The 21,897-nt window shown below is 69.1% G+C and carries 20 protein-coding genes; 11 read left to right on the forward strand and 9 right to left on the reverse strand.

Going from position 1 to position 21,897, the window contains the following annotated elements; translation table 11 throughout:
- Positions 1–32 precede the first annotated feature (32 nt).
- The 6 genes from murJ to trxA all read left to right on the forward strand — a co-directional run bounded on the left by murJ (position 33) and on the right by trxA (position 7,246).
- A complete protein-coding gene (gene murJ / locus QRN89_RS17610) occupies positions 33–2,240 on the forward strand; it encodes a murein biosynthesis integral membrane protein MurJ (RefSeq protein WP_290350383.1) in 2,208 nt (735 codons plus the stop codon).
- Between the two features lie 120 nt (positions 2,241–2,360).
- Positions 2,361–4,091, forward strand: a complete 1,731-nt coding sequence (locus QRN89_RS17615) for a protein kinase family protein (protein WP_290350384.1) — start codon at positions 2,361–2,363, stop codon at positions 4,089–4,091.
- A gap of 64 nt (positions 4,092–4,155) precedes the next feature.
- Entirely contained in the window at positions 4,156–4,860 is a 705-nt protein-coding gene (gene sigM, locus QRN89_RS17620; protein WP_290350385.1) for an RNA polymerase sigma factor SigM, read from the forward strand.
- The gene (locus QRN89_RS17625) at positions 4,857–5,774 is read left to right on the forward strand and encodes an anti-sigma factor family protein (protein ID WP_290350386.1); all 918 of its coding nucleotides are present in this window, start codon (positions 4,857–4,859) and stop codon (positions 5,772–5,774) included. The genes sigM and QRN89_RS17625 overlap by 4 nt, the downstream gene beginning before the upstream one ends.
- Before the next feature lie 124 nt (positions 5,775–5,898).
- Complete coding sequence (gene trxB / locus QRN89_RS17630; RefSeq protein WP_290350387.1) at positions 5,899–6,861, forward strand: thioredoxin-disulfide reductase; 963 nt, start codon at positions 5,899–5,901, stop codon at positions 6,859–6,861.
- 46 nt (positions 6,862–6,907) lie between these two features.
- Positions 6,908–7,246: a thioredoxin gene (trxA, locus tag QRN89_RS17635; protein WP_290350388.1), complete on the forward strand. Its 339-nt coding sequence runs from the start codon at positions 6,908–6,910 to the stop codon at positions 7,244–7,246.
- Between the two features lie 87 nt (positions 7,247–7,333).
- Here the strand turns inward: trxA and QRN89_RS17640 are convergent, their stop codons facing one another.
- The 9 genes from QRN89_RS17640 to rpmH all read right to left on the reverse strand — a co-directional run bounded on the left by QRN89_RS17640 (position 7,334) and on the right by rpmH (position 14,112).
- Positions 7,334–7,951, reverse strand: a complete 618-nt coding sequence (locus tag QRN89_RS17640) for a GNAT family N-acetyltransferase (protein ID WP_138054205.1) — start codon at positions 7,949–7,951, stop codon at positions 7,334–7,336.
- 300 nt (positions 7,952–8,251) lie between these two features.
- Entirely contained in the window at positions 8,252–9,334 is a 1,083-nt protein-coding gene (locus QRN89_RS17645) for a ParB/RepB/Spo0J family partition protein (RefSeq protein ID WP_290350389.1), read from the reverse strand.
- Positions 9,331–10,407: a ParA family protein gene (locus tag QRN89_RS17650; protein WP_290353749.1), complete on the reverse strand. Its 1,077-nt coding sequence runs from the start codon at positions 10,405–10,407 to the stop codon at positions 9,331–9,333. Before QRN89_RS17650 ends, QRN89_RS17645 begins: the two co-directional genes overlap by 4 nt.
- Before the next feature lie 260 nt (positions 10,408–10,667).
- Positions 10,668–11,384: a 16S rRNA (guanine(527)-N(7))-methyltransferase RsmG gene (gene rsmG / locus QRN89_RS17655; RefSeq protein ID WP_290350390.1), complete on the reverse strand. Its 717-nt coding sequence runs from the start codon at positions 11,382–11,384 to the stop codon at positions 10,668–10,670.
- Between the two features lie 103 nt (positions 11,385–11,487).
- The gene (locus tag QRN89_RS17660) at positions 11,488–12,000 is read right to left on the reverse strand and encodes a Jag family protein (protein ID WP_290350391.1); all 513 of its coding nucleotides are present in this window, start codon (positions 11,998–12,000) and stop codon (positions 11,488–11,490) included.
- A 14-nt stretch (positions 12,001–12,014) separates the two neighbouring features.
- Positions 12,015–13,256: a membrane protein insertase YidC gene (gene yidC, locus QRN89_RS17665; RefSeq protein WP_290350392.1), complete on the reverse strand. Its 1,242-nt coding sequence runs from the start codon at positions 13,254–13,256 to the stop codon at positions 12,015–12,017.
- Positions 13,257–13,259: 3 nt separating this feature from the next.
- A complete protein-coding gene (yidD, locus tag QRN89_RS17670) occupies positions 13,260–13,586 on the reverse strand; it encodes a membrane protein insertion efficiency factor YidD (protein WP_290350393.1) in 327 nt (108 codons plus the stop codon).
- On the reverse strand, positions 13,583–13,954 hold the full coding sequence (gene rnpA / locus QRN89_RS17675; protein ID WP_290350394.1) for a ribonuclease P protein component: 372 nt from the start codon (positions 13,952–13,954) through the stop codon (positions 13,583–13,585). The genes yidD and rnpA overlap by 4 nt, the downstream gene beginning before the upstream one ends.
- A 20-nt stretch (positions 13,955–13,974) precedes the next feature.
- Positions 13,975–14,112 (reverse strand): 50S ribosomal protein L34, encoded by a 138-nt coding sequence (gene rpmH, locus QRN89_RS17680; RefSeq protein ID WP_003956500.1) that lies wholly within the window; start codon positions 14,110–14,112, stop codon positions 13,975–13,977.
- Between the two features lie 382 nt (positions 14,113–14,494).
- On the opposite strand from rpmH, the gene dnaA reads away from it, so the two are divergent.
- The 5 genes from dnaA to QRN89_RS17705 all read left to right on the forward strand — a co-directional run bounded on the left by dnaA (position 14,495) and on the right by QRN89_RS17705 (position 21,358).
- Positions 14,495–16,291, forward strand: a complete 1,797-nt coding sequence (dnaA, locus tag QRN89_RS17685; protein ID WP_290350395.1) for a chromosomal replication initiator protein DnaA — start codon at positions 14,495–14,497, stop codon at positions 16,289–16,291.
- Positions 16,292–17,399: 1,108 nt separating this feature from the next.
- A complete protein-coding gene (gene dnaN, locus QRN89_RS17690) occupies positions 17,400–18,530 on the forward strand; it encodes a DNA polymerase III subunit beta (RefSeq protein WP_290353750.1) in 1,131 nt (376 codons plus the stop codon).
- A gap of 143 nt (positions 18,531–18,673) precedes the next feature.
- The gene (gene gnd / locus QRN89_RS17695; RefSeq protein WP_290350396.1) at positions 18,674–19,549 is read left to right on the forward strand and encodes a phosphogluconate dehydrogenase (NAD(+)-dependent, decarboxylating); all 876 of its coding nucleotides are present in this window, start codon (positions 18,674–18,676) and stop codon (positions 19,547–19,549) included.
- Between the two features lie 73 nt (positions 19,550–19,622).
- Positions 19,623–20,747 (forward strand): DNA replication/repair protein RecF, encoded by a 1,125-nt coding sequence (gene recF / locus QRN89_RS17700; protein ID WP_290350397.1) that lies wholly within the window; start codon positions 19,623–19,625, stop codon positions 20,745–20,747.
- On the forward strand, positions 20,744–21,358 hold the full coding sequence (locus QRN89_RS17705) for a DciA family protein (RefSeq protein WP_290350398.1): 615 nt from the start codon (positions 20,744–20,746) through the stop codon (positions 21,356–21,358). The genes recF and QRN89_RS17705 overlap by 4 nt, the downstream gene beginning before the upstream one ends.
- Positions 21,359–21,897 lie beyond the last annotated feature (539 nt).

Raw genomic sequence — 21,897 nt, forward strand, 5'->3', positions numbered from 1 at the left:
GCCGGCGGGCCGGACGATGAGGTGGGGTAACCATGAACGCGCCGTACGACGGTGACCGCGGGCAGGGCGCGGACGGCACCGCGCCCTCCTCGGGCACTCCGTACCCCTCGCACGGCCCTCAGCAGGCGGAGCGGCCGTCGACGGGCCAGGTGCCGCCGCAGGCCGGCGAGGCAGCCGACGACCCGTACATCCAGGATGCCTACGACCACGATCCGTACCGGTCCCGGGACCTCACGGCCCAGGACCCCGTGTCGGAGGCCCTCTACGACCGCGCCGCGCATCCCCCGCCGCCGCCGGGCAGCTTTCAGCAGCCCCAGTCGCTGTACCAGCAGCCTCCCGCCCAGCAGCATGCTCCGGATCCCCGGATCTGGGCCCAGACGCCACCGCCCGAGCCGGACGGACCGTCGCGTCATCTGCCCTACGGGGACGATGCCCGGACCGTGCAGTTCACCGGCGTCGACGACCTGGTGACCAGGGCGGGCGAGGACACGTCGGAGCCTGACGCGTTCGCCCACCTCTACCGGGACCAGCAGGCCACCGGCCGTCCGGCAGTACCGGCCGAGCCGGAGCCGGAGCCGGCGCCTGCTCCCGCCCCCAAGAAGGGCGGCGGGGGTCGCGCCTCGAGCCTGCTGAAGTCCAGCGCCGTCATGGCCGCCGGAACCCTGGTGTCCCGTCTCACCGGATTCGTCCGCAGCCTGGTGATCACCGCCGCGCTCGGTGCCGCACTGCTCGGTGACGCCTACACGATCGCCCTGACCCTGCCGACGATGATCTACATCCTCACGGTGGGTGGCGGACTGAACTCGGTGTTCGTGCCGCAGCTGGTCCGCGCCATGAAGAACGACGAGGACGGCGGCGAGGCGTACGCCAACCGGCTGCTGACCCTCGTCATGGTCGCGCTCGGCGTGATCGTCCTCGTCGCCGTGTTCGCGGCCCCACTGCTGATCAAGGCCCTGTCACCGACGATCGCGGCTGAACCCCCTGCGAACAGCGTCGCCGTGACGTTCGCCCGCTTCTGTCTGCCCACGATCTTCTTCATGGGCGTGCACGTGGTCATGGGTCAGATCCTCAATGCCCGCGGCAGGTTCGGCGCGATGATGTGGACGCCGGTCCTCAACAACATCGTCATCATCTTCACCTTCGGACTCTTCATCTGGGTCTACGGCAGCTTCGCCGAGTCCCAGATGAGCGTGCGGACGATCCCGCCGGAGGGCGTGCGGCTGCTGGCCATCGGCACGCTGCTGGGTCTGGTCGTCCAGGCGCTCGCGATGATCCCGTATCTCCGCGAGACGGGCTTTCGTTTCCGCCCCCGCTTCGACTGGAAGGGGCAGGGCCTCGGGAAGACCATCAAGCTCGCCAAGTGGACCGTGCTCTTCGTCCTCGCCAACCAGGCCGGCGTGCTCGTGGTCACCCAGCTCTCCACGGCCGCCGGCGCGGCCTCCGGCAAGGACGGAGCGGGTTTCCTCGCCTACTCGAACGCCCAGCTGATCTGGGGCATGCCCCAGGCGATCATCACCGTGTCGGTGATGGCCGCTCTGCTGCCGAGGATCTCCCGGGCCGCCCACGACGACGACCCGGGCGCGGTCCGGGACGACATCTCCCAGGGCCTGCGGAACTCGGCCGTCGCGATCGTGCCGGTCGCGTTCTCCTTCCTGGCGCTGGGTGTCCCGATGTGCACGCTGCTGTACGCGTCCGCGGGCAACGAGGCGGCCCGGTCCATGGGCTTCATCCTGATGGCGTTCGGCCTCGGCCTGATCCCCTACTCGGTGCAGTACGTCGTCCTCCGCGGTTTCTACGCCTACGAGGACACCCGCACACCCTTCTACAACACCGTCATCGTCGCCGCGGTGAATGCGGCCGCCTCCGCCGCCTGCTACTTCCTCCTGCCGGCCCGATGGGCCGTGGTCGGGATGGCCGGCTCCTACGGCCTCGCGTACGCGGTCGGTGTAGGGGTCGCGTGGCGCCGGCTCCGGAACAGGCTGGGCGGCGACCTCGACGGCACCCAGGTGGTGCGCACCTACGCCCGGCTGTGCCTGGCTTCGCTGCCTGCTGCCGCGGCGGGCGGTGCCGTGGCCTACTTCGTGCTGAAGGCTCTCGGCGAGGGTGCGCTGGGGTCGCTCGTCGCACTCGTCGCGGGTGGTGCGATCCTGCTCGGGGTCTTCTTCGTCGCCGCGAGAAGGATGAGGATCCAGGAACTCAACACCCTGGTCGGCATGGTGCGCGGCCGACTCGGTCGCTAGGGACCGCCGTCCCCGCACAACCATCGTCCGCCACCGTGTGTCGTGCATAGCAGCGGACTGTGGGCACAATTGGCATGGCTGTTGGATATGGCGCAACGGATGGGGAGGCAGGGAACGACGGTGGCGGAACGTAGCACGGCTGCCGTCGACGTGGCCGACAACAGCGGTGACGAACCGCTGGCCGCCCAGGCGGACAAGGCCGCGACCGACGGGGAGGCGCACGCCGACGAGGCGGCGGAGCAGGGCGCTCAGGACACGGGCGGCGAACGGAAGACCCGTGAGCAGAGCGCCATCGACACGCCCGAACTGCACAGTGGCCACAAACTCGCCAGACGCTATCGCCTCGAGGAGTGCGTCACCCGTCTGGACGGATTCAGCAGTTGGCGTGCTGTCGACGAGAAACTGCGCCGCGCCGTCGGCGTGCACATCCTGCCCGCGGAGCATCCCCGTGCGCGGTCCGTACTGGCCGCGGCCCGCTCGGCGGCGCTGCTGGGCGACCCCAGATTCGTGCAGGTGCTGGACGCAGTCGAGGAGAACGACCTCGTCTACGTCGTCCACGAGTGGCTGCCGGACGCCACCGAGCTCACCGCGCTGCTCGCTGCGGGGCCGATGGAAGCGCATGACGCCTACCAGCTGGTGAGCCAGCTGTCCCAGGCCATGGCAGCGGCACACCGGGAGGGCCTCGCTCATCTCAGGCTCACTCCGGGCGCCGTGCTGCGCAGCTCCACGGGGCAGTACCGGATCCGCGGCCTCGCCGTGAACGCCGCGCTGCGGGGCATCAGCGCCGAACGTCCCCAGCGCACGGACACCGAGGCCATCGGCGCCCTGCTGTACGCCGCGCTGACCCAGCGCTGGCCCTACGAGAGCGACGCGTACGGCCTCTCGGGGCTCCCCAAGGGCGTCGGGCTGATCGCCCCGGACCAGGTGCGCGCAGGCGTCCACCGTGGGCTGTCCGAGCTGGCCATGCGTGCCCTGGTCAATGACGGTGCCACCGCATCCCGCCAGGAGCCGCCCTGCACGACTCCGGACGAGTTGGCCAAGGCCGTCGCGGCGATGCCGCGTATCCGCCCGCCGGAGCCGCTCTTCACCGCGCCCCCCGAGTACCAGCGCACCACGTACCAGCAGGGCACGTACGGACGTAAGGCGAACCAGGCCGGGCATCCGGCCCCCCAACCCGTCGTGCTCCCGCCCGCCCCTTTGGAGAGCCGCACCGGAAAGGCTCTCAAGTGGGCCGTGGCCGCGTTGCTGATCGCCGCCCTGGGCCTCGGTAGCTGGCAGGTCGCCGACAAGCTCCTGGACAATCGGAACCCCTCGGGGGGCGACCCCAAGAGCCCGACCCAGACCGAGGGCGGCAACGGCAAGGACGACAAGGGGCCCATCTCTCCGGGGAAGCCGCTGAAGATCAGCGCGGCGGCGGAGTTCAAGCCCGGCGGCTCCGGGATCCAGGAGGATCAGGTACCGCTGGCAGTGGACGGCAAGACGGACACCGCCTGGATCACACCCGAGTACCTGGGCTATCCGAATTTCGGAAACCTGCCTCAGCGCAAGGACGGCAGCGGCATAGTCGTTGACCTGGGATCCGTGCAAACCGTCACGGGGTTCGACATTGCCATGACCACCGGCGGACAGACGATAGAGGTGCTCGCTGCGGACGAGAACGCATCGAGTCCTACGTCCCTCGGCGACTTCCCGCAGCGGCTCAGCCAGTCCGAGAAGGTCGGTGAGCAGGTGAAGAAGACGCTGGAGCGCCCGGTGCACACCCGGTACGTGCTGATCCATCTGACCGAGCTGCCCGCGGCAGGCTCGGACAGTTACAGGGGCGGCATCTCGGAGATCAACGTCCTGAGCTGACGCCTGCAGGGGGCCAGCGCACGTCGCCGGTCGTGTCCGCGGTGGCTGGAGAGGGAAGGCGGCGATGGAGGACCACACGCTCGGCAACGTCAGTGACCGGGATTTGCTGGCTCGGCACGTTGCTGGTGATCCGGACGCCTTCGGCGAGCTCGTACGGCGCCACCGCGATCGCCTCTGGGCGGTGGCTCTGCGCACGCTGGGGGACCGGGAGGAAGCCGCGGACGCCGTGCAGGACGCCTTCGTCTCCGCCTTCCGGGCCGCGCACACGTTCCGGGGACAGTCCGCTGTGACGACCTGGCTCCACCGCATCACCGTCAACGCGTGTCTCGACCGGGCCCGCAAGGCTGCGTCCCGCAAGACATCGCCGGTGGACGACACCGAACGGCTGGAGCAGCTTCTCGAGCCGCATGAGTCGGCCGAGGTCCCCGCGGAGCGCCAGGACCTGCACCGCGAGCTCCTGGCCGCCCTCGCCACACTACCCGTCGACCAGAGGGCCGCGCTGGTGCTGGTCGATATGCAGGGCTACCCGGTCGCGGAGGCGGCCCGGGTGCTCGACGTCCCGACGGGCACCGTGAAGAGCAGGTGCTCACGCGGCCGTGCCCGCCTGGTTCCTCTGCTGACACATCTACGCGGTGATGCGAGGGATAACGGTGACTCCGGAGGGGGAAGGAACCGGACGCCTGGGACATCCGTCCCACCGGCGACCGAAGAAAGGGATGCAGGGCCTCATGGTCCTGCTGCTGTGAAGGGCGGAGGTGGACGCACGTGACCTCCTCGACCGGCACGGCTCAGCACCCGGATGTGTCCGAGATCGCCGATCTCGCTGAGGGGCTTCTCCCACCGACCCGCCAGGCGGCCGTGAGGAGGCATCTCGAGGGCTGCGAGCTGTGTGCCGATGTTCGTGCCTCGCTGGAGGAGATCCGCGGCCTGCTCGGTACCCTGCCCGGCCCGCAGCGCATGCCCGCCGACATCGCCGGCCGTATCGACGCGGCCTTGGCGGCCGAAGCGCTGCTGAACGCCACCGCTCCGGACGGGGAGCCGACCGACGTTTCACGTGAAACAGCGCTGACACCGCAGAAGCCCGAGACCTTGGTCTCCGATCGGCCCGCAGGGCACGCCCAGGCGGCCACCGGACCAGGCCGGAGGCCCTCGGGTCGCCGACGGAGGCGCGTCGCCGCTCTCACTGCCGCGTTCAGCGCTGCCGCTGTCGGCCTGAGTGCTTTGCTCCTTCAGTCTCTTGGGGGCACGAGCAGCGACACGTCCGAGAAGAAGGCGGACACCGCGGCGAGCGCTGCGTCAGGCGGTCGCGACTTCACGGCAGCCACTCTGCAGACGCGGGTGAACTCGCTTCTGTCCTCCGAGGGGACGCCGAAGGATGCGGAGCGCTGGACGGCGACCAGCCCGCGCGTGGAGAAGGACGCCTCCGTCGGCGCTGAAGCCACGCCCCTGCGCTCGCCGGCCGTGACGGTGCCCCCCTGCGTCCAGAAGGGCACGGGCCGCACCGACACCGCGATCGCGGTCGACCAGGGCGTGTTCGAGGGAACGCCTGCCTTTCTGGTCGTCCTGCCGCACCCCGAGGACACCTCCCGGGTTCAGGCATACGTGGTGGCAGCGACATGCGTGGAAACAGCTCCCGCAGGCAAGGGAGAGCTGCTCGTCACGCATGCCTATCCTCGCCCCTGAAACAGCCTCCGTGCCGCTCGGTCACCGCGGGAATGCACGCCCCGTAGGATCCGTTGGGTGGGGTGAGAGTCGTTGACCGGCCCCAGTAGGCAGTAGGCAGTCTGCAGAGACGAGGAAGAAACCCGTGAGCGACGTCCGTAACGTGATCATCATCGGCTCCGGGCCGGCCGGCTACACGGCCGCGCTGTACACCGCGCGTGCGTCGCTGAACCCGCTGGTGTTCGAGGGCGCCGTCACTGCCGGTGGCGCGCTGATGAACACCACCGATGTGGAGAACTTCCCCGGCTTCCGCGACGGGATCATGGGCCCGGACCTGATGGACAACATGCGGGCGCAGGCGGAGCGCTTCGGCGCCGAGCTCGTCCCGGACGATGTCGTCGCCGTCGATCTGACCAGTGAGATCAAGACGGTCACGGACACCGCCGGTACGGTGCACCGCGCCAAGGCCGTCATCGTCACCACCGGCTCGCAGCACCGCAAGCTCGGTCTGCCGAACGAGGACGCCCTGTCGGGGCGCGGTGTCTCGTGGTGCGCCACCTGCGACGGGTTCTTCTTCAAGGACCAGGACATCGCCGTCATCGGCGGCGGCGACACTGCCATGGAGGAAGCGACCTTCCTCTCCCGCTTCGCCAAGTCCGTCACCATCGTCCACCGCCGTGACAGCCTCCGTGCCTCCAAGGCCATGCAGGAGCGCGCCTTCGCGGACCCCAAGATCAAGTTCGCCTGGGACAGCGAGGTCGCCGAGATCCACGGCGATCAGAAGCTCACGGGCCTGACCCTGCGCAACACGAAGACCTGCGAGACCAGCGAGCTGCCCGTCACGGGATTGTTCATCGCCGTGGGGCACGACCCGCGCACCGAGCTCTTCAAGGGTCAGCTGGATCTGGACGAAGAGGGCTACCTGAAGGTGGACGCCCCGTCGACGCGCACGAACCTCACCGGTGTCTTCGGCGCCGGCGACGTGGTGGACCACACCTACCGGCAGGCCATCACCGCTGCAGGCACCGGCTGCTCCGCAGCCCTGGACGCCGAGCGCTTCCTCGCCGCCCTCGCGGACGAGGAGAAGTCCGCAGCGGCAGCCGTCTGACCTCATCTCGACCCACACCCCACACCCGCAAGTGAAGGAGTCCACAGTGGCCCTCAAGACCGTGACCGATGCGACCTTCGAAGAGGAAGTCCTCAAGAGCGACAAGCCTGTGCTCGTCGACTTCTGGGCCGAGTGGTGCGGGCCGTGCCGCCAGATCGCCCCTTCCCTGGAGGCCATCGCTGCCGAGCACGGCGAGAAGCTTGAGGTCGTCAAGCTCAACATCGATGAGAACCCGGCCACGGCCGCCAAGTACGGCGTCATGTCCATCCCGACGCTGAACGTCTACCAGAACGGCGAGGTGGCCCAGACCATCGTCGGCGCCAAGCCGAAGGCCATGCTCGTCCGTGAGCTCGACGCCTTCATCGGCGATGAGGCCAAGGCCTGACGCTCTTCGTTTCACGTGAAACACGAATGGGCCAACCCCGCGGGTTGGCCCATTCGGCGTCTCTGTGCGTCTCGCTCGTCGGAACCCCTACAGCGGTCGGAGAGCGGGCTCCTTCTGTACCGCGCCCAGTAGCCGGTCGAGAGCCAGCTCCACATCTTCCTTCCAGGAAAGCGTTGTGCGCAGCTCCAGCCGCAGCCTGGGATGGGTCGGATGCGGGCGGACCGTCTTGAACCCCACCGCCAGGAGGTGATCGGCCGGCAGCACGCAGGCCGGCTCGGTCCAGCGGGCGTCCCCGAAAGCCTCGATCGCCTTGAAGCCTCGGCGGAGCAGGTCCTTGGCCACGGTCTGCACCATCACTCGCCCCAGTCCCTGCCCCTGGTAGCCGGGGGTGATCCAGGCAGTCATCAGCTGCACGGCATCGGGGGAGACCGGGCTCGTGGGGAAGGCGGTGGAACGAGGAACATACGCGGGCGGCGCGTAGAGCACGAAACCGACGGGAACGTCGTCTACGTAGACGACCCGGCCGCACGATCCCCACTCGAGCAGGACGGCGGAGATCCAGGCCTCCTTCTCGAGCTCCGGTCTGCCTGCCTTTACTGCTGCTTCTCCGCTGACTGGATCAAGCTCCCAGAAGACACAGGCTCGGCAGCGCTTGGGGAGGTCTGAAAGGTTGTCCAGCGTGAGCGGTACGAGCCGACGGCCCATGAAGGCTGTTCCTCACTTCCTTCGACTGCCGCGCCCAGAGCAGCGGACAGCGCGCTCCGCTCCCGGAGCAGGCTGCCGATGAATCCGCCGACCGCGCCAATGCCCAGTCCGGCTGTCAGTAGGTGGCCGCGGCTCACCGATCGCATGGCTCGCCTTCCTCTGAGATAGGTCAAGGTGGATGCGCCATACCAGAACGCATCGTATCCACCCAGCGAGGACACGCCTACTGTGAGACGGCAAAGGGCGGATCGTGTCCTCTGACATCGGACACGATCCGCCCTGAACGACTGGAGCGGGTTCTCAGGCCTGCTCGTCCTCGGCCTCCTCGGAGAGCCCCTTCTCCATGACCCGCCCCTCGCCCGGGGCGAGCGTGCCGAGGATACGGTCGAGATCCTCTATCGAGGCGAACTCAACGACGATCTTGCCCTTCTTCTGACCGAGGTCGACCTTCACCCGGGTCTCGAAACGGTCCGAGAGGCGAGAGGCAAGATCGGTGAGCGCGGGGGACAGCCGCGCGCCGGCCCGAGGACCCTTGGACTTCGGGGCGCTCTTCGGGCGCGAGCCCATCAGGGTCACGATCTCTTCCACAGCCCGGACCGAGAGGCCCTCGGCCACGATCCGGTGAGCCAGCCTGTCCTGCTCCTCCGAGTCCTCCACCGAGAGCAGGGCCCTGGCGTGACCGGCGGACAACACTCCGGCAGCCACGCGGCGCTGCACCGGCGGGGACAGACGCAGCAGACGCAGGGTGTTGGAGACCTGAGGCCGTGAACGTCCGATGCGATCGGCCAGCTGGTCGTGCGTGCAGTTGAAGTCCTTGAGCAACTGGTCGTAGGCAGCGGCCTCTTCCAGCGGGTTCAGCTGTGCCCGGTGGAGGTTCTCCAGGAGGGCGTCCAGCAGGAGCTTCTCGTCGTCGGTAGCCCGCACGATGGCCGGGATACGCTCAAGGCCCGCCTCCCGGCAGGCCCGCCAGCGGCGCTCTCCCATGATGAGCTCGTACCGCTCCGGACCCAACCGCCGCACGACGACCGGCTGAAGAAGCCCCACCTCCTGGATGGAGGTCACCAGCTCAGCGAGAGCATCCTCATCGAACACCTCACGCGGCTGCCGAGGGTTCGGCGTGATGGCGTCGAGCGGCAGCTCAGCGAAGTGCGCACCGGCAGGGGCCGCCAGCTCGGACAGGGCCTCTGACTCGGGCTCTGCCACACGCTGCTCAGGCGGCAGGGGGCCGGAGGAAAGCGCGGTGACCCTTGCCGCGGCCACACCGCGCTCCGTCGTCAGGACCGGGGATCCCGATGCCGCATCCGAAGGCCCCGGCGTTTCCTGTGGAGCTGCCGGGATCAGTGCACCGAGCCCACGCCCCAGACCTCTACGTCGCTCGCTCACTGGATCCCCTCCGACACACTCTGCTGGCTGTTCTGGCTGAGCGCATGCGCGGGTTGGGCTTCATAGTGAATCCCCACACCGCGCAGCGCGATCTCACGGGCAGCCTCAAGATACGACAGGGAGCCGCTGGAGCCCGGGTCGTAGGTGAGGACGGTCTGCCCATAGCTGGGCGCCTCGGAGATACGGACCGACCGCGGGATGCTCGTGCGCAGTACCTCGTCACCGAAGTGGCTGCGTACCTCCTCGGCGACCTGGGAGGCGAGCCGGGTGCGACCGTCGTACATGGTCAGCAGGATCGTCGAGACATGGAGCGCGGGGTTGAGGTGTCCACGCACCAGGTCGACGTTCCTGAGGAGCTGCCCCAGCCCTTCCAGTGCGTAGTACTCGCACTGAATCGGGATCAGCACCTCCGCACCCGCCACGAGCGCGTTGACGGTCAGCAGACCGAGCGACGGCGGACAGTCGATGAGGATGTAGTCCAGCGGCTGTTCATACGCCTGGATCGCTCGCTGCAGCCTGCTCTCCCGTGCCACCAGAGACACCAGCTCGATCTCCGCACCGGCGAGATCGATGGTGGCTGGGGCACAGAAGAGTCCTTCGACGTCCGGGACCGGCTGGACCACATCGGAGAGCGGCTTGCTCTCAACGAGGACGTCATAGATCGAGGGCACTTCGGCGTGGTGGTCGATGCCGAGGGCGGTGGAGGCATTGCCCTGGGGGTCGAGGTCGATCACCAGGACGCGTGCGCCGTGCAGCGCCAGCGAAGCAGCAAGGTTGACGGTTGTCGTCGTCTTGCCCACTCCGCCCTTCTGGTTGGCGACGACCATGACGCGCGTCTGCTCAGGTCGGGGAAGACCCTCACCGGCACGGCCCAGAGCCTCCACCGCCAGTTGGGCAGCACGACCAATGGGGGTGTCGTCCATCGGCGGCGGTGTTTCACGTGAAACATCCTCCCCCGCCGACTCGGTACGGGGACCAGGGACCGGATCGGTCATCGGTCCCGCGATGTTGGCGTCGGACCGCAAGGATTCACTCTCCTCGACTTCAGGCTCGCAATGAACAGAGCCTGCCATGGTTTCGGGGTCCCGAACCAGCGAGGTCGGCGGTTCTGTGGAGAATTCCACCTCTGTGGACAAGTCCGTAACCCTCGCGAGCGGCTTGCGGTCGCGCGGCGCGGCGGCCGCACGGCCACGGCTGATGATTCCCTGCAGCAGTGAGCGACGTTTCACGTGAAACACGATGCACACGTCACGAGGTCAGATCGTTACGACACTCCGAAATGCGTACGTACCGGGGACGCCGGGCCGCAATCGGACAGCAGTGACAGCACAGCTTAACGGCGACGGCGGACGCGGCCGGCCCGGGCGGCCTTGGCCCTCTTGGCAGCGAACCGTACCCCGCCAGGGCTCTCCCCGACCTCGACACGGACCACGGTGGACAAGGGATCGACGATTCCCTGTCCGACCTGGACCACGGAGGTCTCCACGACGCCGAGCTTGCTCAGCGCCGCCCGGGCCCCGTCGAGCTCGTCCTGCGCGGTGTCGCCCTTGAGAGCCAGCATCTCCCCGTAGGGCCGCAACAGCGGTACACCCCAACCGGCCAGCCGGTCCAGGGGAGCCACGGCGCGTGCGGTGACCACATGCACGGGGGGCAGCTTGCCGAGCATCTCCTCGGCCCGGCCGCGCACCACCGTGACATGGTCCAGACCCAGCAGCTCCACGACTTCCTGCAGGAAGTTCGTGCGACGGAGCAGCGGCTCCAGAAGCGTGATCTTGAGATCGGGCCGGACAAGAGCCAGCGGAATGCCCGGCAGCCCCGCGCCGGACCCCACGTCGCACACCGTGACCCCCTCCGGGACGACCTCGGAGAGCACCGCACAGTTCAGCAGGTGCCGCTCCCACAGCCGCGGCACCTCACGGGGGCCGATCAGACCGCGCTTGACTCCCGCATCCGCGAGCAGTTCCGCGTACCTGACGGCCTCGGGGAAGAACTCACCGAACACCGTCCGCGCCTCTTCTGGCGCTTGGGGAAGCTCTGCTGCCTCCGTCACCGGAACCGTCCTTCCGTACCGCACTGCGCTGTGGTGGCTGAATTATCAGGCTGACAAAATTCGGCCCCGCCTGCGAACAGACGGGGCCGACAGAACGCTGCGGTCAGGCAGGGAGGACGACGACGAAGCGCTGCGGCTCCTCGCCCTCGGACTCGCTGCGCAGACCGGCGGCCGCGACCGCGTCGTGAACGACCTTCCGCTCGAACGGGGTCATCGGCTTCAGCTTCACGGGCTCACCCGTGTTCTTGACCTCAGCCGCAGCCTTGGCACCGAGCTCCGCGAGCTCGGCGCGCTTCTTGGCGCGGTAGCCGGCGATGTCCAGCATCAGCCGGCTGCGGTCCCCGGTCTCCCGGTGCACGGCGAGCCGGGTCAGCTCCTGAAGCGCCTCCAGCACCTCGCCGTCGCGGCCCACGAGCTTCTGAAGGTCACGGCCGCCCGAGTCGCTGATGATCGATACCGAGGCCCGGTCCGCCTCGACGTCCATGTCGATGTCGCCGTCGAGATCGGCGATGTCGAGCAGGCCCTCGAGGTAGTCAGCGGCGATCTCACCCTCCTGCTCCAGGCGGGTCAGGGTGTCGCCACCCTCGGCGGCGGCGGAGGTGGTGCCTTCCGTCACGGATGGACTCCTTCTTACTTCTTGGACGACGGGTGCTTGGGCCGCTGCGAGCCCTTGCGCTGTCCGGACTTGGCTTGGCGAGGGGTGCCAGGGGCGGTCTTGCCCGCCGGCTTCGGCTTGGCGTCCTGCGGCTGGTCCCGCTTCTCCAGCGACGGCCTGTCCTCACCGCTCTGCTGGACACCGCCCGACTGGCGCTGGGCCTTGCTCTGGCGCTTGGGCTGCTGGCGCCGGGCCGTGGCAGCGCCCTCGGCCTCCGCCGTGACCGTGTCGCTCTTGATCACGGTGCCGTCGGCCTGGGCCGCGAAGCCCGCCTTGGCCAGGCCGGCGAAGAACTTGCGCTCGTTGTCGTTGCGGTCGGCGCCCTTGGCGACGATGGCCTGGACGACCGCACGCCTGCGACGACCGCGGACCTCACCGCTGGAGATGACGCTCTTCAGCAGACGCTGCAGGTAGTTGTCCTGCGCCTTGGAGCCGGGCGTCGGGTTCTGGTTGATCACGTACATCTGCTGGCCCATGGTCCACACGTTGGTGGTCAGCCAGTAGACGAGGACACCGACCGGGAAGTTGATGCCCGTGACGGCGAAGATCACCGGGAAGATGTACATCAGCATCTTCTGCTGCTGCATGTACGGCGTCTTCACCGTGAGGTCCACGTTCTTCTGCATCAGCTGGCGCTGCGTGTAGAACTGCGACGCGGACATCAGGACGATCATGATCGCGGTGACGACCCGGACGTCCGTCAGCGAGGCGTTGAGCGCCGCGACCTTCTCCTCGGAGTCCATGAACTTCGCGGCGATCGGGGCACCGAAGATGTGGGCCTCACGGGCGCTGTTCACCAGCTCCTGGTTGAGGACGCCGATGGTGTCGCCCGAGGCGATCTTGCTCAGCACGTGGTAGAGGGCGAAGAAGAACGGCGACTGCGCGAGGATGGGCAGGCACGAGGACAGCGGGTTGGTACCCGTGTCCTTGTACAGCTTCATCATCTCTTCGGACTGACGCTGTCGGTCGTTCTTGTAGCGCTCCTGGATCGCCTTCATCTTGGGCTGGAGCGCCTGCATGTTCCGCATCGACTTGATCTGCTTGACGAAAAGCGGGATCAGACAGATACGGATGACCACCACCAGGGACACGATGGACAGTCCCCATGCCCAGCCCGTGTCCGGGCCGAAGAGCGCCCCGTACAAGCTGTGGAACTGGACGATGATCCAGGAGACGGGTGTGGTGATAAAGCTGAAGAGACTGGCAATCGTGTCCACTAATCAGGCTCCTTGAGCATTGGGCGAGGTCTCTGCGGCCGGGCTGGTCTCAGGGGGTTGCCCGCCCTTGCCACCGCGCACGGAGTCGCGCAGCAGCTCGTGCCAACGAGGTCGTTTACGGGGAGGGACATGGTCCACACCGCCCGGCGACCACGGATTGCACCGCAGGATGCGCCAGGCAGTCAGTGCCGTGCCTTTCACCGCGCCATGCCGGTCGATGGCGGTGTACCCGTAGTGGGAGCACGACGGGTAGTACCGGCAGACGGGGCCCAGCAGTGGGCTGATCGTCCACTGGTACAGCTTGATCAGAGCCAGCAGCGGGTACTTCATCGCGCGCCCCCTCCCTGCAACCGCTGGAGAGCGGCGTCCAGGTCTCGGGCCAGCTGTGCATGATCGGCGTCACCCGCTCCGGGCAGCGCCCGTACGACCACCAGGCTACCGGGGGGGAGCTCGGACAGTCGTTCGCGCATCAGATGGCGAAGTCTCCGCTTCACCTGGTTCCGCACGACCGCACCACCTACCGCCTTGCTCACGACGAAACCCGCACGCGTCAGGGGAGCGCTCTCCCCAGGCGCGTGCGGGTCCGTTGAACCGCTGCGAAGATGGACGACGAGAAGCGGGCGTCCGGCCCGGCGTCCCCGGCGTACCGCGGTCGCGAAGTCCTCGCGCCGCCTCAGCCGATTTTCGGTAGGCAGCACGTCATGACCTGTGCTGCAGATCAGGCGGACAGACGGGCGCGACCCTTGCTACGGCGGGACGCGAGAATCGCGCGGCCGGCACGGGTGCGCATCCGCAGCCGGAAGCCGTGGGTCTTCGCGCGACGACGGTTGTTCGGCTGGAAGGTGCGCTTGCTCACTCGGGGGCTCCAGTAATGATTCGTGGGTGGCGGGGCATCGCCTGGCTGTCACCGTGCGCCCACGAGTAGCTCGCAATACGCCCGAGTGCACCGCTTCACAATCACCGATCGTGATCTACTGATCGTGATGTTTGCCCATCGGAGGCAGGCGGCAGCAGCCATCGACAACTCGACCTGGTTACGGTACGCGCGGCTACGCCATCCGGTCAAACCAGGGTCACCGCGACGCCGGCTGTACACAGGCTGTGGACAACAACTTGAACCGCACGGGTCGCCCTGACTACCGTGACTGGACTCGAATTCCTTTCCTACCCGCCTGCCGGGCCTGACCGACCCGTCCCGAGAACCACACATTCGTGGGACCTGTGAGAGAGCGTGCCTTGTGGCTGACGTACCTGCCGATCTTGCCGCAGTGTGGCCACGAGTGCTGGAACAGCTTCTCGGAGAGGGCCAGCAGGGCATCGAGCCCAAGGACAAGCAGTGGATCGAGCGCTGCCAGCCGCTGGCGCTGGTGGCCGACACCGCTCTCCTCGCCGTCCCCAACGAATGGGGCAAGCGCGTCCTCGAGGGCCGGCTGGCCCCGCTGATCAGCGACACCCTCAGCCGCGAGTGCGGCCGTCCGATCCGGATCGCGATCACCGTCGACGACTCCGTCGCCGAGCCCGTCGCCCCGCCGGCACCGCCCGTGCACCAGCCTCCCCGCTACCAGGGCCCGCAGCACGACGAGTCGCGCCACAGCGACGCCTACGACGGATACGGCCATCGGTCAGGGGAGGACGACGGACTGCCGAGCGTCCGCCCCGCCTACCCCGAGTACCAGCAGCAGCGCCCGGAGCCCGGCGCCTGGCCGCGCACCCAGGAGGACCTGTCCTGGCAGCAGCCGCGGCTCGGCGGCTTCCAGGAGCGCGACCCCTACGCCACGGCCCGCCCTCAACAGCCGCAGCACGACTACCGCTCGCCGATGCCCGACCGCGGGCAGTACGACCACCAGCGCCCCGACCGGCAGGATCTGCCGGAGCCCGGGGCACCGCGGCGCGGCGGTCCGGGGAGCGGACCCGCCGGAGGCCCGGTTCCGGGTGCGCCCGGCAGCGGCGCCCCCGGGCCCCTCGGCGCGCAGCCCGCGCCGGCTCCGGGGCCCGGTGAGCCGCACGCCCGGCTGAACCCCAAGTACCTCTTCGACACCTTCGTCATCGGCGCGTCCAACCGGTTCGCCCACGCGGCCGCCGTCGCGGTGGCCGAGGCGCCGGCGAAGGCCTACAACCCCCTCTTCATCTACGGGGAGTCGGGCCTCGGCAAGACCCATCTGCTCCATGCCATCGGGCACTACGCGCGCAGCCTCTATCCCGGCACCCGGGTCCGGTACGTGAGCTCGGAGGAGTTCACCAACGAGTTCATCAACTCGATCCGCGACGGCAAGGGCGACACCTTCCGCAAGCGCTACCGCGATGTGGACATCCTGCTGGTCGACGACATCCAGTTCCTCGCGAGCAAGGAGTCGACGCAGGAGGAGTTCTTCCACACCTTCAACACGCTCCACAACGCAAACAAGCAGATCGTGCTGTCCTCCGACCGGCCGCCGAAGCAGCTGATGACCCTGGAGGACCGGCTGCGGAACCGCTTCGAGTGGGGACTCACCACCGATGTGCAGCCGCCGGAGCTGGAGACGCGCATCGCGATCCTGCGCAAGAAGGCGGTGCAGGAGCAGCTGAACGCCCCGCCGGAGGTGCTGGAGTTCATCGCCTCGCGGATCTCCCGGAACATCCGCGAGCTGGAGGGCGCGCTGATCCGGGTCACGGCCTTCGCGAGCCTGAACCGGCAGCCGGTGGACCTCGGCCTCACCGAGATCGTCCTCAAGGACCTGATCCCGGGCGGGGAGGACACCGCCCCGGAGATCACCGCGAGCGCGATCATGGCGGCGACCGCCGACTACTTCGGCCTGACGGTGGAGGACCTCTGCGGATCCTCGCGCAGCCGTGTCCTCGTGACCGCGCGTCAGATCGCCATGTACCTGTGCCGGGAGCTCACGGATCTGTCGCTGCCGAAAATCGGTGCGCATTTCGGCGGGCGGGACCACACGACGGTGATGCACGCCGATCGCAAGATCCGCGCGCTGATGGCCGAGCGGCGCTCCATCTACAACCAGGTCACCGAGCTCACCAACCGCATCAAGAACGGCTGAGCCCGGGCGGTCCCGCCCCGCAGCCGGGAGCCCGGCCGTGTGAGCGCTCAGGGACGGCCGCGGGCCGCTCAGCGTCCCCAGGACCGGTCCGCGGTGGCCGCAGCTCCCTCCGTGCACGCGGCTCTCTCCGCACCCGTCGCTCGCTCTGCACCCGGCCCGTCTCCCCACGGGCGCTCGGGACCGCCTGCGCGTGGCGCATGCGGCGGTGCGCGGCTCCGACTCCGCGCGGCCGTCGGACACCTCTCTTCGAAGGGCGTCCCGGGCTTCTTCCCGGGGCGTCCTCGGCGTATCCGGCCCTCTCCACCGTGCCCATCGCCGGCCCGATGCCGGCCCGAGGGCCACCGCGCTGTTCGAATAGGTTCCGCGACGAGGCCGTTCTCCACAGAAGTGGGGAGGACTTTCCGTCCACAGCCTGGGGACCTGTGAGTTGTCCAGACTGCGTCCACAGGTGGCACCGCCGGGACTTGATCTTGGCTGGTCAGCAGGGTGTGGATTTGTGTCCAACCGTGCTCCACAGACTGTGGACGCGCGAGCCGTCCACAGGGTGGGATCCGTGTTGTCCCCACCCGGCCCACAGGCACGGCGGCGTTGCCCACAGCTTCTCCACACGCCTGTCCACTGTTCGGCAACGAAACACCCGAGCTCACTGGAGCGAGTGAAAGGCGTCACACCGAGGCGCCGGGTTGGGCTGTGGGGAACGTGGGTAAAGCTGGGGACGGCACTGGGGAGAAGTCCCCGTGACCTGTGCATCGGGTGTGCAGAACTTTCCGGCGTCCACAGCGAGCCCCGGTTGTCCACCGGTCCCACCCACAGGGCCAGTGGACAAAAATCAGTGCCTGACCTGCGCGGATGCCGTTATCCACGGTTTCCACAGGCCCTACTACTACTCCCACTCAGAGATACCGGGGAATTCGCTTCGAAGCGGGGCCTGTGCACAACTCGCCGCCGGACCCCCGGCCGCCTCTTGTCTCGACTTGACCCCGAGCCGCACCGAGTGTCGGCGCGGTGCGTCAGACTGGTCTCCGGCATCGGACCCCACCACCGGTCGGGGTACCGGGTGCCGACGAAGGCCGGCAGGGCGAGCGAGCAACAGCAGGAGGCGGTTCCGGTGAAGATCCGGGTGGAGCGCGACGTACTCGCGGAGGCGGTGGCGTGGGTGGCCCGGAGCCTCCCGGCACGTCCGCCGGCGCCCGTTCTCGCGGGCCTTCTTCTGAAGGCGGAGGACGGCGCTCTCAGCTTCTCCAGCTTCGACTACGAGGTCTCCGCACGGGTCTCGGTCGAGGCGGAGGTCGAGGAGGACGGGACGGTGCTCGTCTCCGGCCGCCTCCTCGCCGACATCTGCCGCGCCCTCCCCAACCGCCCGGTGGAGATCTCCACAGACGGTGTACGGGCGACGGTGGTCTGCGGCTCCTCGCGCTTCACGCTCCACACCCTCCCTGTGGAGGAGTACCCGGCGCTGCCGCAGATGCCCACCGCGACCGGCACCGTCCCCGGCGAGGTCTTCGCCTCCGCCGCCGCCCAGGTCGCCATCGCCGCCGGCCGCGACGACACGCTGCCCGTCCTCACCGGTGTGCGGATCGAGATCGAGGGCGACACCGTCACCCTGGCCTCCACCGACCGCTACCGCTTCGCGGTCCGCGAGTTCCTGTGGAAGCCGGAGTCCCCGGAGGCCTCCGCGGTCGCCCTGGTGCCTGCCAAGACCCTGCTCGACACCGCGAAGGCCCTGACCAGCGGCGACACCGTCACCCTGGCGCTGTCCGGCTCGGGTGCCGGTGAGGGCCTGATCGGTTTCGAGGGCGCGGGCCGGCGGACGACCACGCGTCTGCTCGAGGGCGACCTGCCGAAGTACCGGACGCTCTTCCCCACCGAGTTCAACTCGGTCGCCGTGATCGAGACCGCCCCGTTCGTCGAGGCTGTCAAGCGCGTCGCCCTCGTCGCCGAGCGAAACACCCCCGTGCGGCTCAGCTTCGAGCAGGGCGTGCTGATCCTGGAGGCGGGTTCCAGCGACGACGCACAGGCTGTGGAGCGTGTGGACGCCCAGCTGGAGGGCGACGACATCTCCATCGCCTTCAACCCGACGTTCCTGCTGGACGGCCTCAGCGCCATCGACGCCCCGGTCGCGCAGCTCTCCTTCACCACCTCCACCAAGCCGGCGCTGCTCAGCGGCAAGCCGGCCGTGGACGCGGAGGCGGACGAGGCCTACAAGTACCTGATCATGCCGGTGCGCCTCAGCGGCTGAGGCCGGGTCCGGCCCGTCGGCCGGACCTCTTCGGCCCTTGTCCGGCCTGTACTTATGAGCGGCCGACCCCACAGGTGTGTGCCCGTGTCCCGGCGTAGGCTCGGACGCGGGTACGAAACACCACACCGTAAGGATTCTTTCTGATGGAGCTCGGTCTCGTCGGCCTCGGCAAGATGGGCGGCAACATGCGCGAGCGCATCCGCCGCGCAGGCCACACCGTCATCGGTTACGACCGCAACCCGGACCTCTCCGACGTCCCCAGCCTCGAGGCGCTTGTGGACAGGCTCGAGGGCCCGCGGGTGGTGTGGGTGATGGTTCCCGCCGGTGCCGCGACCCAGGCCACGATCGACGAGCTGGCCGGACTGCTGTCGCCCGGAGACGTGGTCGTCGACGGCGGCAACTCCCGGTGGACGGACGACGAGAAGCACGCCGTCGAGCTGGGCATCAAGGGCATCGGTTTCGTCGACTGCGGTGTGTCGGGCGGTGTCTGGGGCCTGGAGAACGGCTACGCGCTCATGTACGGCGGCGCGCCTGAGAACGTCGCCAAGGTGCAGCCGGTCTTCGACGCGCTCAAGCCCGAGGGCGAGTACGGCGCGGTGCACGCGGGCAAGGTCGGCGCCGGCCATTTCGCGAAGATGGTCCACAACGGCATCGAGTACGCCATGATGCAGGCCTACGCCGAGGGCTGGGAGCTGCTGGAGAAGGTCGACTCCGTCACCGATGTGCGCGAGGTCTTCCGCTCCTGGCAGGAGGGCACGGTCATCCGTTCCTGGCTGCTCGACCTCGCCGTCAACGCGCTGGACGACGACGAGCACCTGGAGAAGATCCGCGGTTACGCACAGGACTCCGGCGAGGGCCGGTGGACCGTGGAGGCCGCGATCGACAACGCGGTGCCGCTGCCGGCGATCACCGCGTCCCTGTTCGCGCGGTTCGCGTCCCGGCAGGACGACTCCCCGCAGATGAAGATGATCGCGGCCCTGCGGAACCAGTTCGGCGGGCACGCGGTCGAGACCAACTGACAATCCACAGACCGTGGCAAACGGTCTGTCCGCGGAGCGGTGAAACGGTAGGCCGGGGGAGGTCGGCGTCCATATGCATGTCACGCATCTGTCGCTGGCCGACTTCCGCTCGTACGCCCGGGTCGAGGTCCCGCTCGAGCCGGGCGTCACCGCTTTCGTGGGGGCCAACGGGCAGGGCAAGACCAATCTGGTGGAAGCCGTCGGCTATCTGGCGACGCTCGGCAGCCACCGGGTCGCCTCGGACGCCCCGCTGGTGCGGATGGGTGCGGAACGGGCGGTCATCAGGGCCGCGGTCACCCAGGGCGAGCGGTCCCAGCTGGTCGAGCTGGAGCTCAATCCGGGAAAGGCGAACCGGGCGAGGATCAACAGATCCTCGCAGGTCAAACCCAGGGACGTACTGGGGATCATCAGGACCGTGCTGTTCGCGCCGGAGGACCTTGCCCTGGTGAAGGGCGACCCCGGCGAGCGCAGGCGCTTCCTGGACGAGCTGATCACGGCGCGCTCCCCCCGGATGGCCGGGGTGCGGTCGGACTACGAGCGCGTGCTCAAGCAGCGCAACACCCTGCTGAAGTCGGCGGCGATGGCACGCCGGCACGGCGGCCGCTCGATGGACCTGTCGACCCTGGACGTCTGGGACCAGCACCTGGCCGGCGCCGGGGCGGAGCTGCTGGCACGGCGGCTGGATCTGATCGCCACCCTGCAGCCGCTGACCGACAAGGCGTACGAGCAGCTGGCGCCGGGGGGCGGCCCGGTCACGCTGGAGTACCGCGGGTCCGCGGGCGGCAGCCCGGCGGATTCGCGCGAGGAACTGTACGAGCGGCTCGTCGCCGCGCTGGGCGAGACGCGCAAGCAGGAGATCGAGCGCGGGGTCACGCTCGTCGGGCCGCACCGCGACGAGCTGCTGCTCAAACTGGGCGAGATGCCGGCGAAGGGCTATGCCAGCCATGGCGAGTCCTGGTCCTACGCGCTGGCCTTGCGGCTGGCCTCGTACGACCTGCTGCGGGCCGAGGGCAACGAGCCGGTGCTGGTGCTCGACGACGTGTTCGCCGAGCTCGACGCCCGGCGGCGGGAGCGCCTTGCGGAGCTGGTGGCCCCGGGAGAACAGGTGCTGGTGACGGCGGCCGTGGACGACGACGTTCCGGGGGTGCTGGCGGGGGCGCGGTACCGGGTCGCGGACGGAGCGGTGGAGCGCGTATGAGCGAGCACGAGATCCGGCGGGCGTCCGGGACGGCGCCGCTGTCCCCCTCCCCGCTCTCCCCGCCGTCCCTGTCCCCGTCCGCGCCGTCGTCGAACGCGGCGCCCGAACCCTCGGGTGTCGATCTCGCACGCGTGGCGTTGCGGGCGGCCAAGGAGCAGGCCAGGGCCCGGGGAGCGGCCGCGCAGGAGAAGCGCCAGGCCAGGCGCGGGGGCGGGCTGAGGTCCGGGGCGCGTGCGGACGGCCGGGACCCCTTGCCGCTGGGTGCGGCGATCAACCGGCTGATCACCGAGCGCGGCTGGGAGACACCCGCGGCGGTCGGCGGCGTGATGGGCCGCTGGCCGCAGATCGTGGGCGAGGACCTGGCCAAGCACTGCGTTCCGCTGCGCTACGACGAGGATCCGGACGAGCGCGTGCTCACGGTCCAGTGCGACTCGACGGTGTGGGCGACCCAACTGCGGCTGCTCGCGCCGCGGCTCGTCGCCCGGCTGAACGAGGACCTCGGCCAGGGCACGGTCCGCATGATCAAGGTTCTGGGCCCCGGGGGGCCGGCCCGCCGCTTCGGTCCTCTGCGCGCTCCCGGCAGCACGGGCCCCGGCGACACCTACGGCTGACGGCCCCGCGTACGGCGGCTCCGGGCGCAGCCGGTCCCGTCGACCGCTCGCGGTTCCCGACCCCGCCTCGGAGTGGTCCGCGTCACACATGTGGGCGGCTCTCGAACGCGCCCGCACCGTGCCGGGGCCGGACCTCTCCCGGACCGGGCGCAATCCCCAGCCTGTGGACAACTGATCCGGATGCCTGCCGTCGCTGCGCGGCCCCCGGTTTCCCCAGGGCCGGACGGGACGCACGCGACGGCACACGGCGCTCATCCGCCGAGGCGTTCCGCGTGCGGCCGCATGCAAGCCGGTTCGACGACGATCGTCGTCGCAGGTCAGAGGGTATTTCCAGGCTTCGGCCCGCCGTGACCCCGCCCGTGTCCGGCGTGCTCTCGCGGGCGGTGGGACTCGTGGGGCGCACGAGGCGTCCCTCACCGTAGCCGGAGGTTGACAGGCCGAAGCGCTCAAAGCCCGTGTGAGCCTCCTGGGGGCCCTTCCCGAATATGGGGAGTCGGCAGCCGCCCGTTGAGGGCGGCACATGCGGACTCAGGTACCGG

Origin of the sequence: Streptomyces sp. HUAS CB01, assembly GCF_030406905.1 — a bacterium.
Lineage (GTDB): Bacteria > Actinomycetota > Actinomycetes > Streptomycetales > Streptomycetaceae > Streptomyces > Streptomyces chengbuensis.

Excerpts from the sequence above, each read along its gene's own strand:
- QRN89_RS17705 (WP_290350398.1), top strand. The coding sequence starts at position 20,744 with ATGAGCGAGCACGAGATCCGGCGGGCGTCCGGGACGGCGCCGCTGTCC.
- gnd (WP_290350396.1), top strand. The coding sequence starts at position 18,674 with ATGGAGCTCGGTCTCGTCGGCCTCGGCAAGATGGGCGGCAACATGCGC.
- sigM (WP_290350385.1), top strand. The coding sequence starts at position 4,156 with ATGGAGGACCACACGCTCGGCAACGTCAGTGACCGGGATTTGCTGGCT.
- QRN89_RS17650 (WP_290353749.1), bottom strand. The coding sequence starts at position 10,407 with ATGGCAGGCTCTGTTCATTGCGAGCCTGAAGTCGAGGAGAGTGAATCC.
- recF (WP_290350397.1), top strand. The coding sequence starts at position 19,623 with ATGCATGTCACGCATCTGTCGCTGGCCGACTTCCGCTCGTACGCCCGG.
- murJ (WP_290350383.1), top strand. The coding sequence starts at position 33 with ATGAACGCGCCGTACGACGGTGACCGCGGGCAGGGCGCGGACGGCACC.
- yidD (WP_290350393.1), bottom strand. The coding sequence starts at position 13,586 with ATGAAGTACCCGCTGCTGGCTCTGATCAAGCTGTACCAGTGGACGATC.
- QRN89_RS17640 (WP_138054205.1), bottom strand. The coding sequence starts at position 7,951 with ATGGGCCGTCGGCTCGTACCGCTCACGCTGGACAACCTTTCAGACCTC.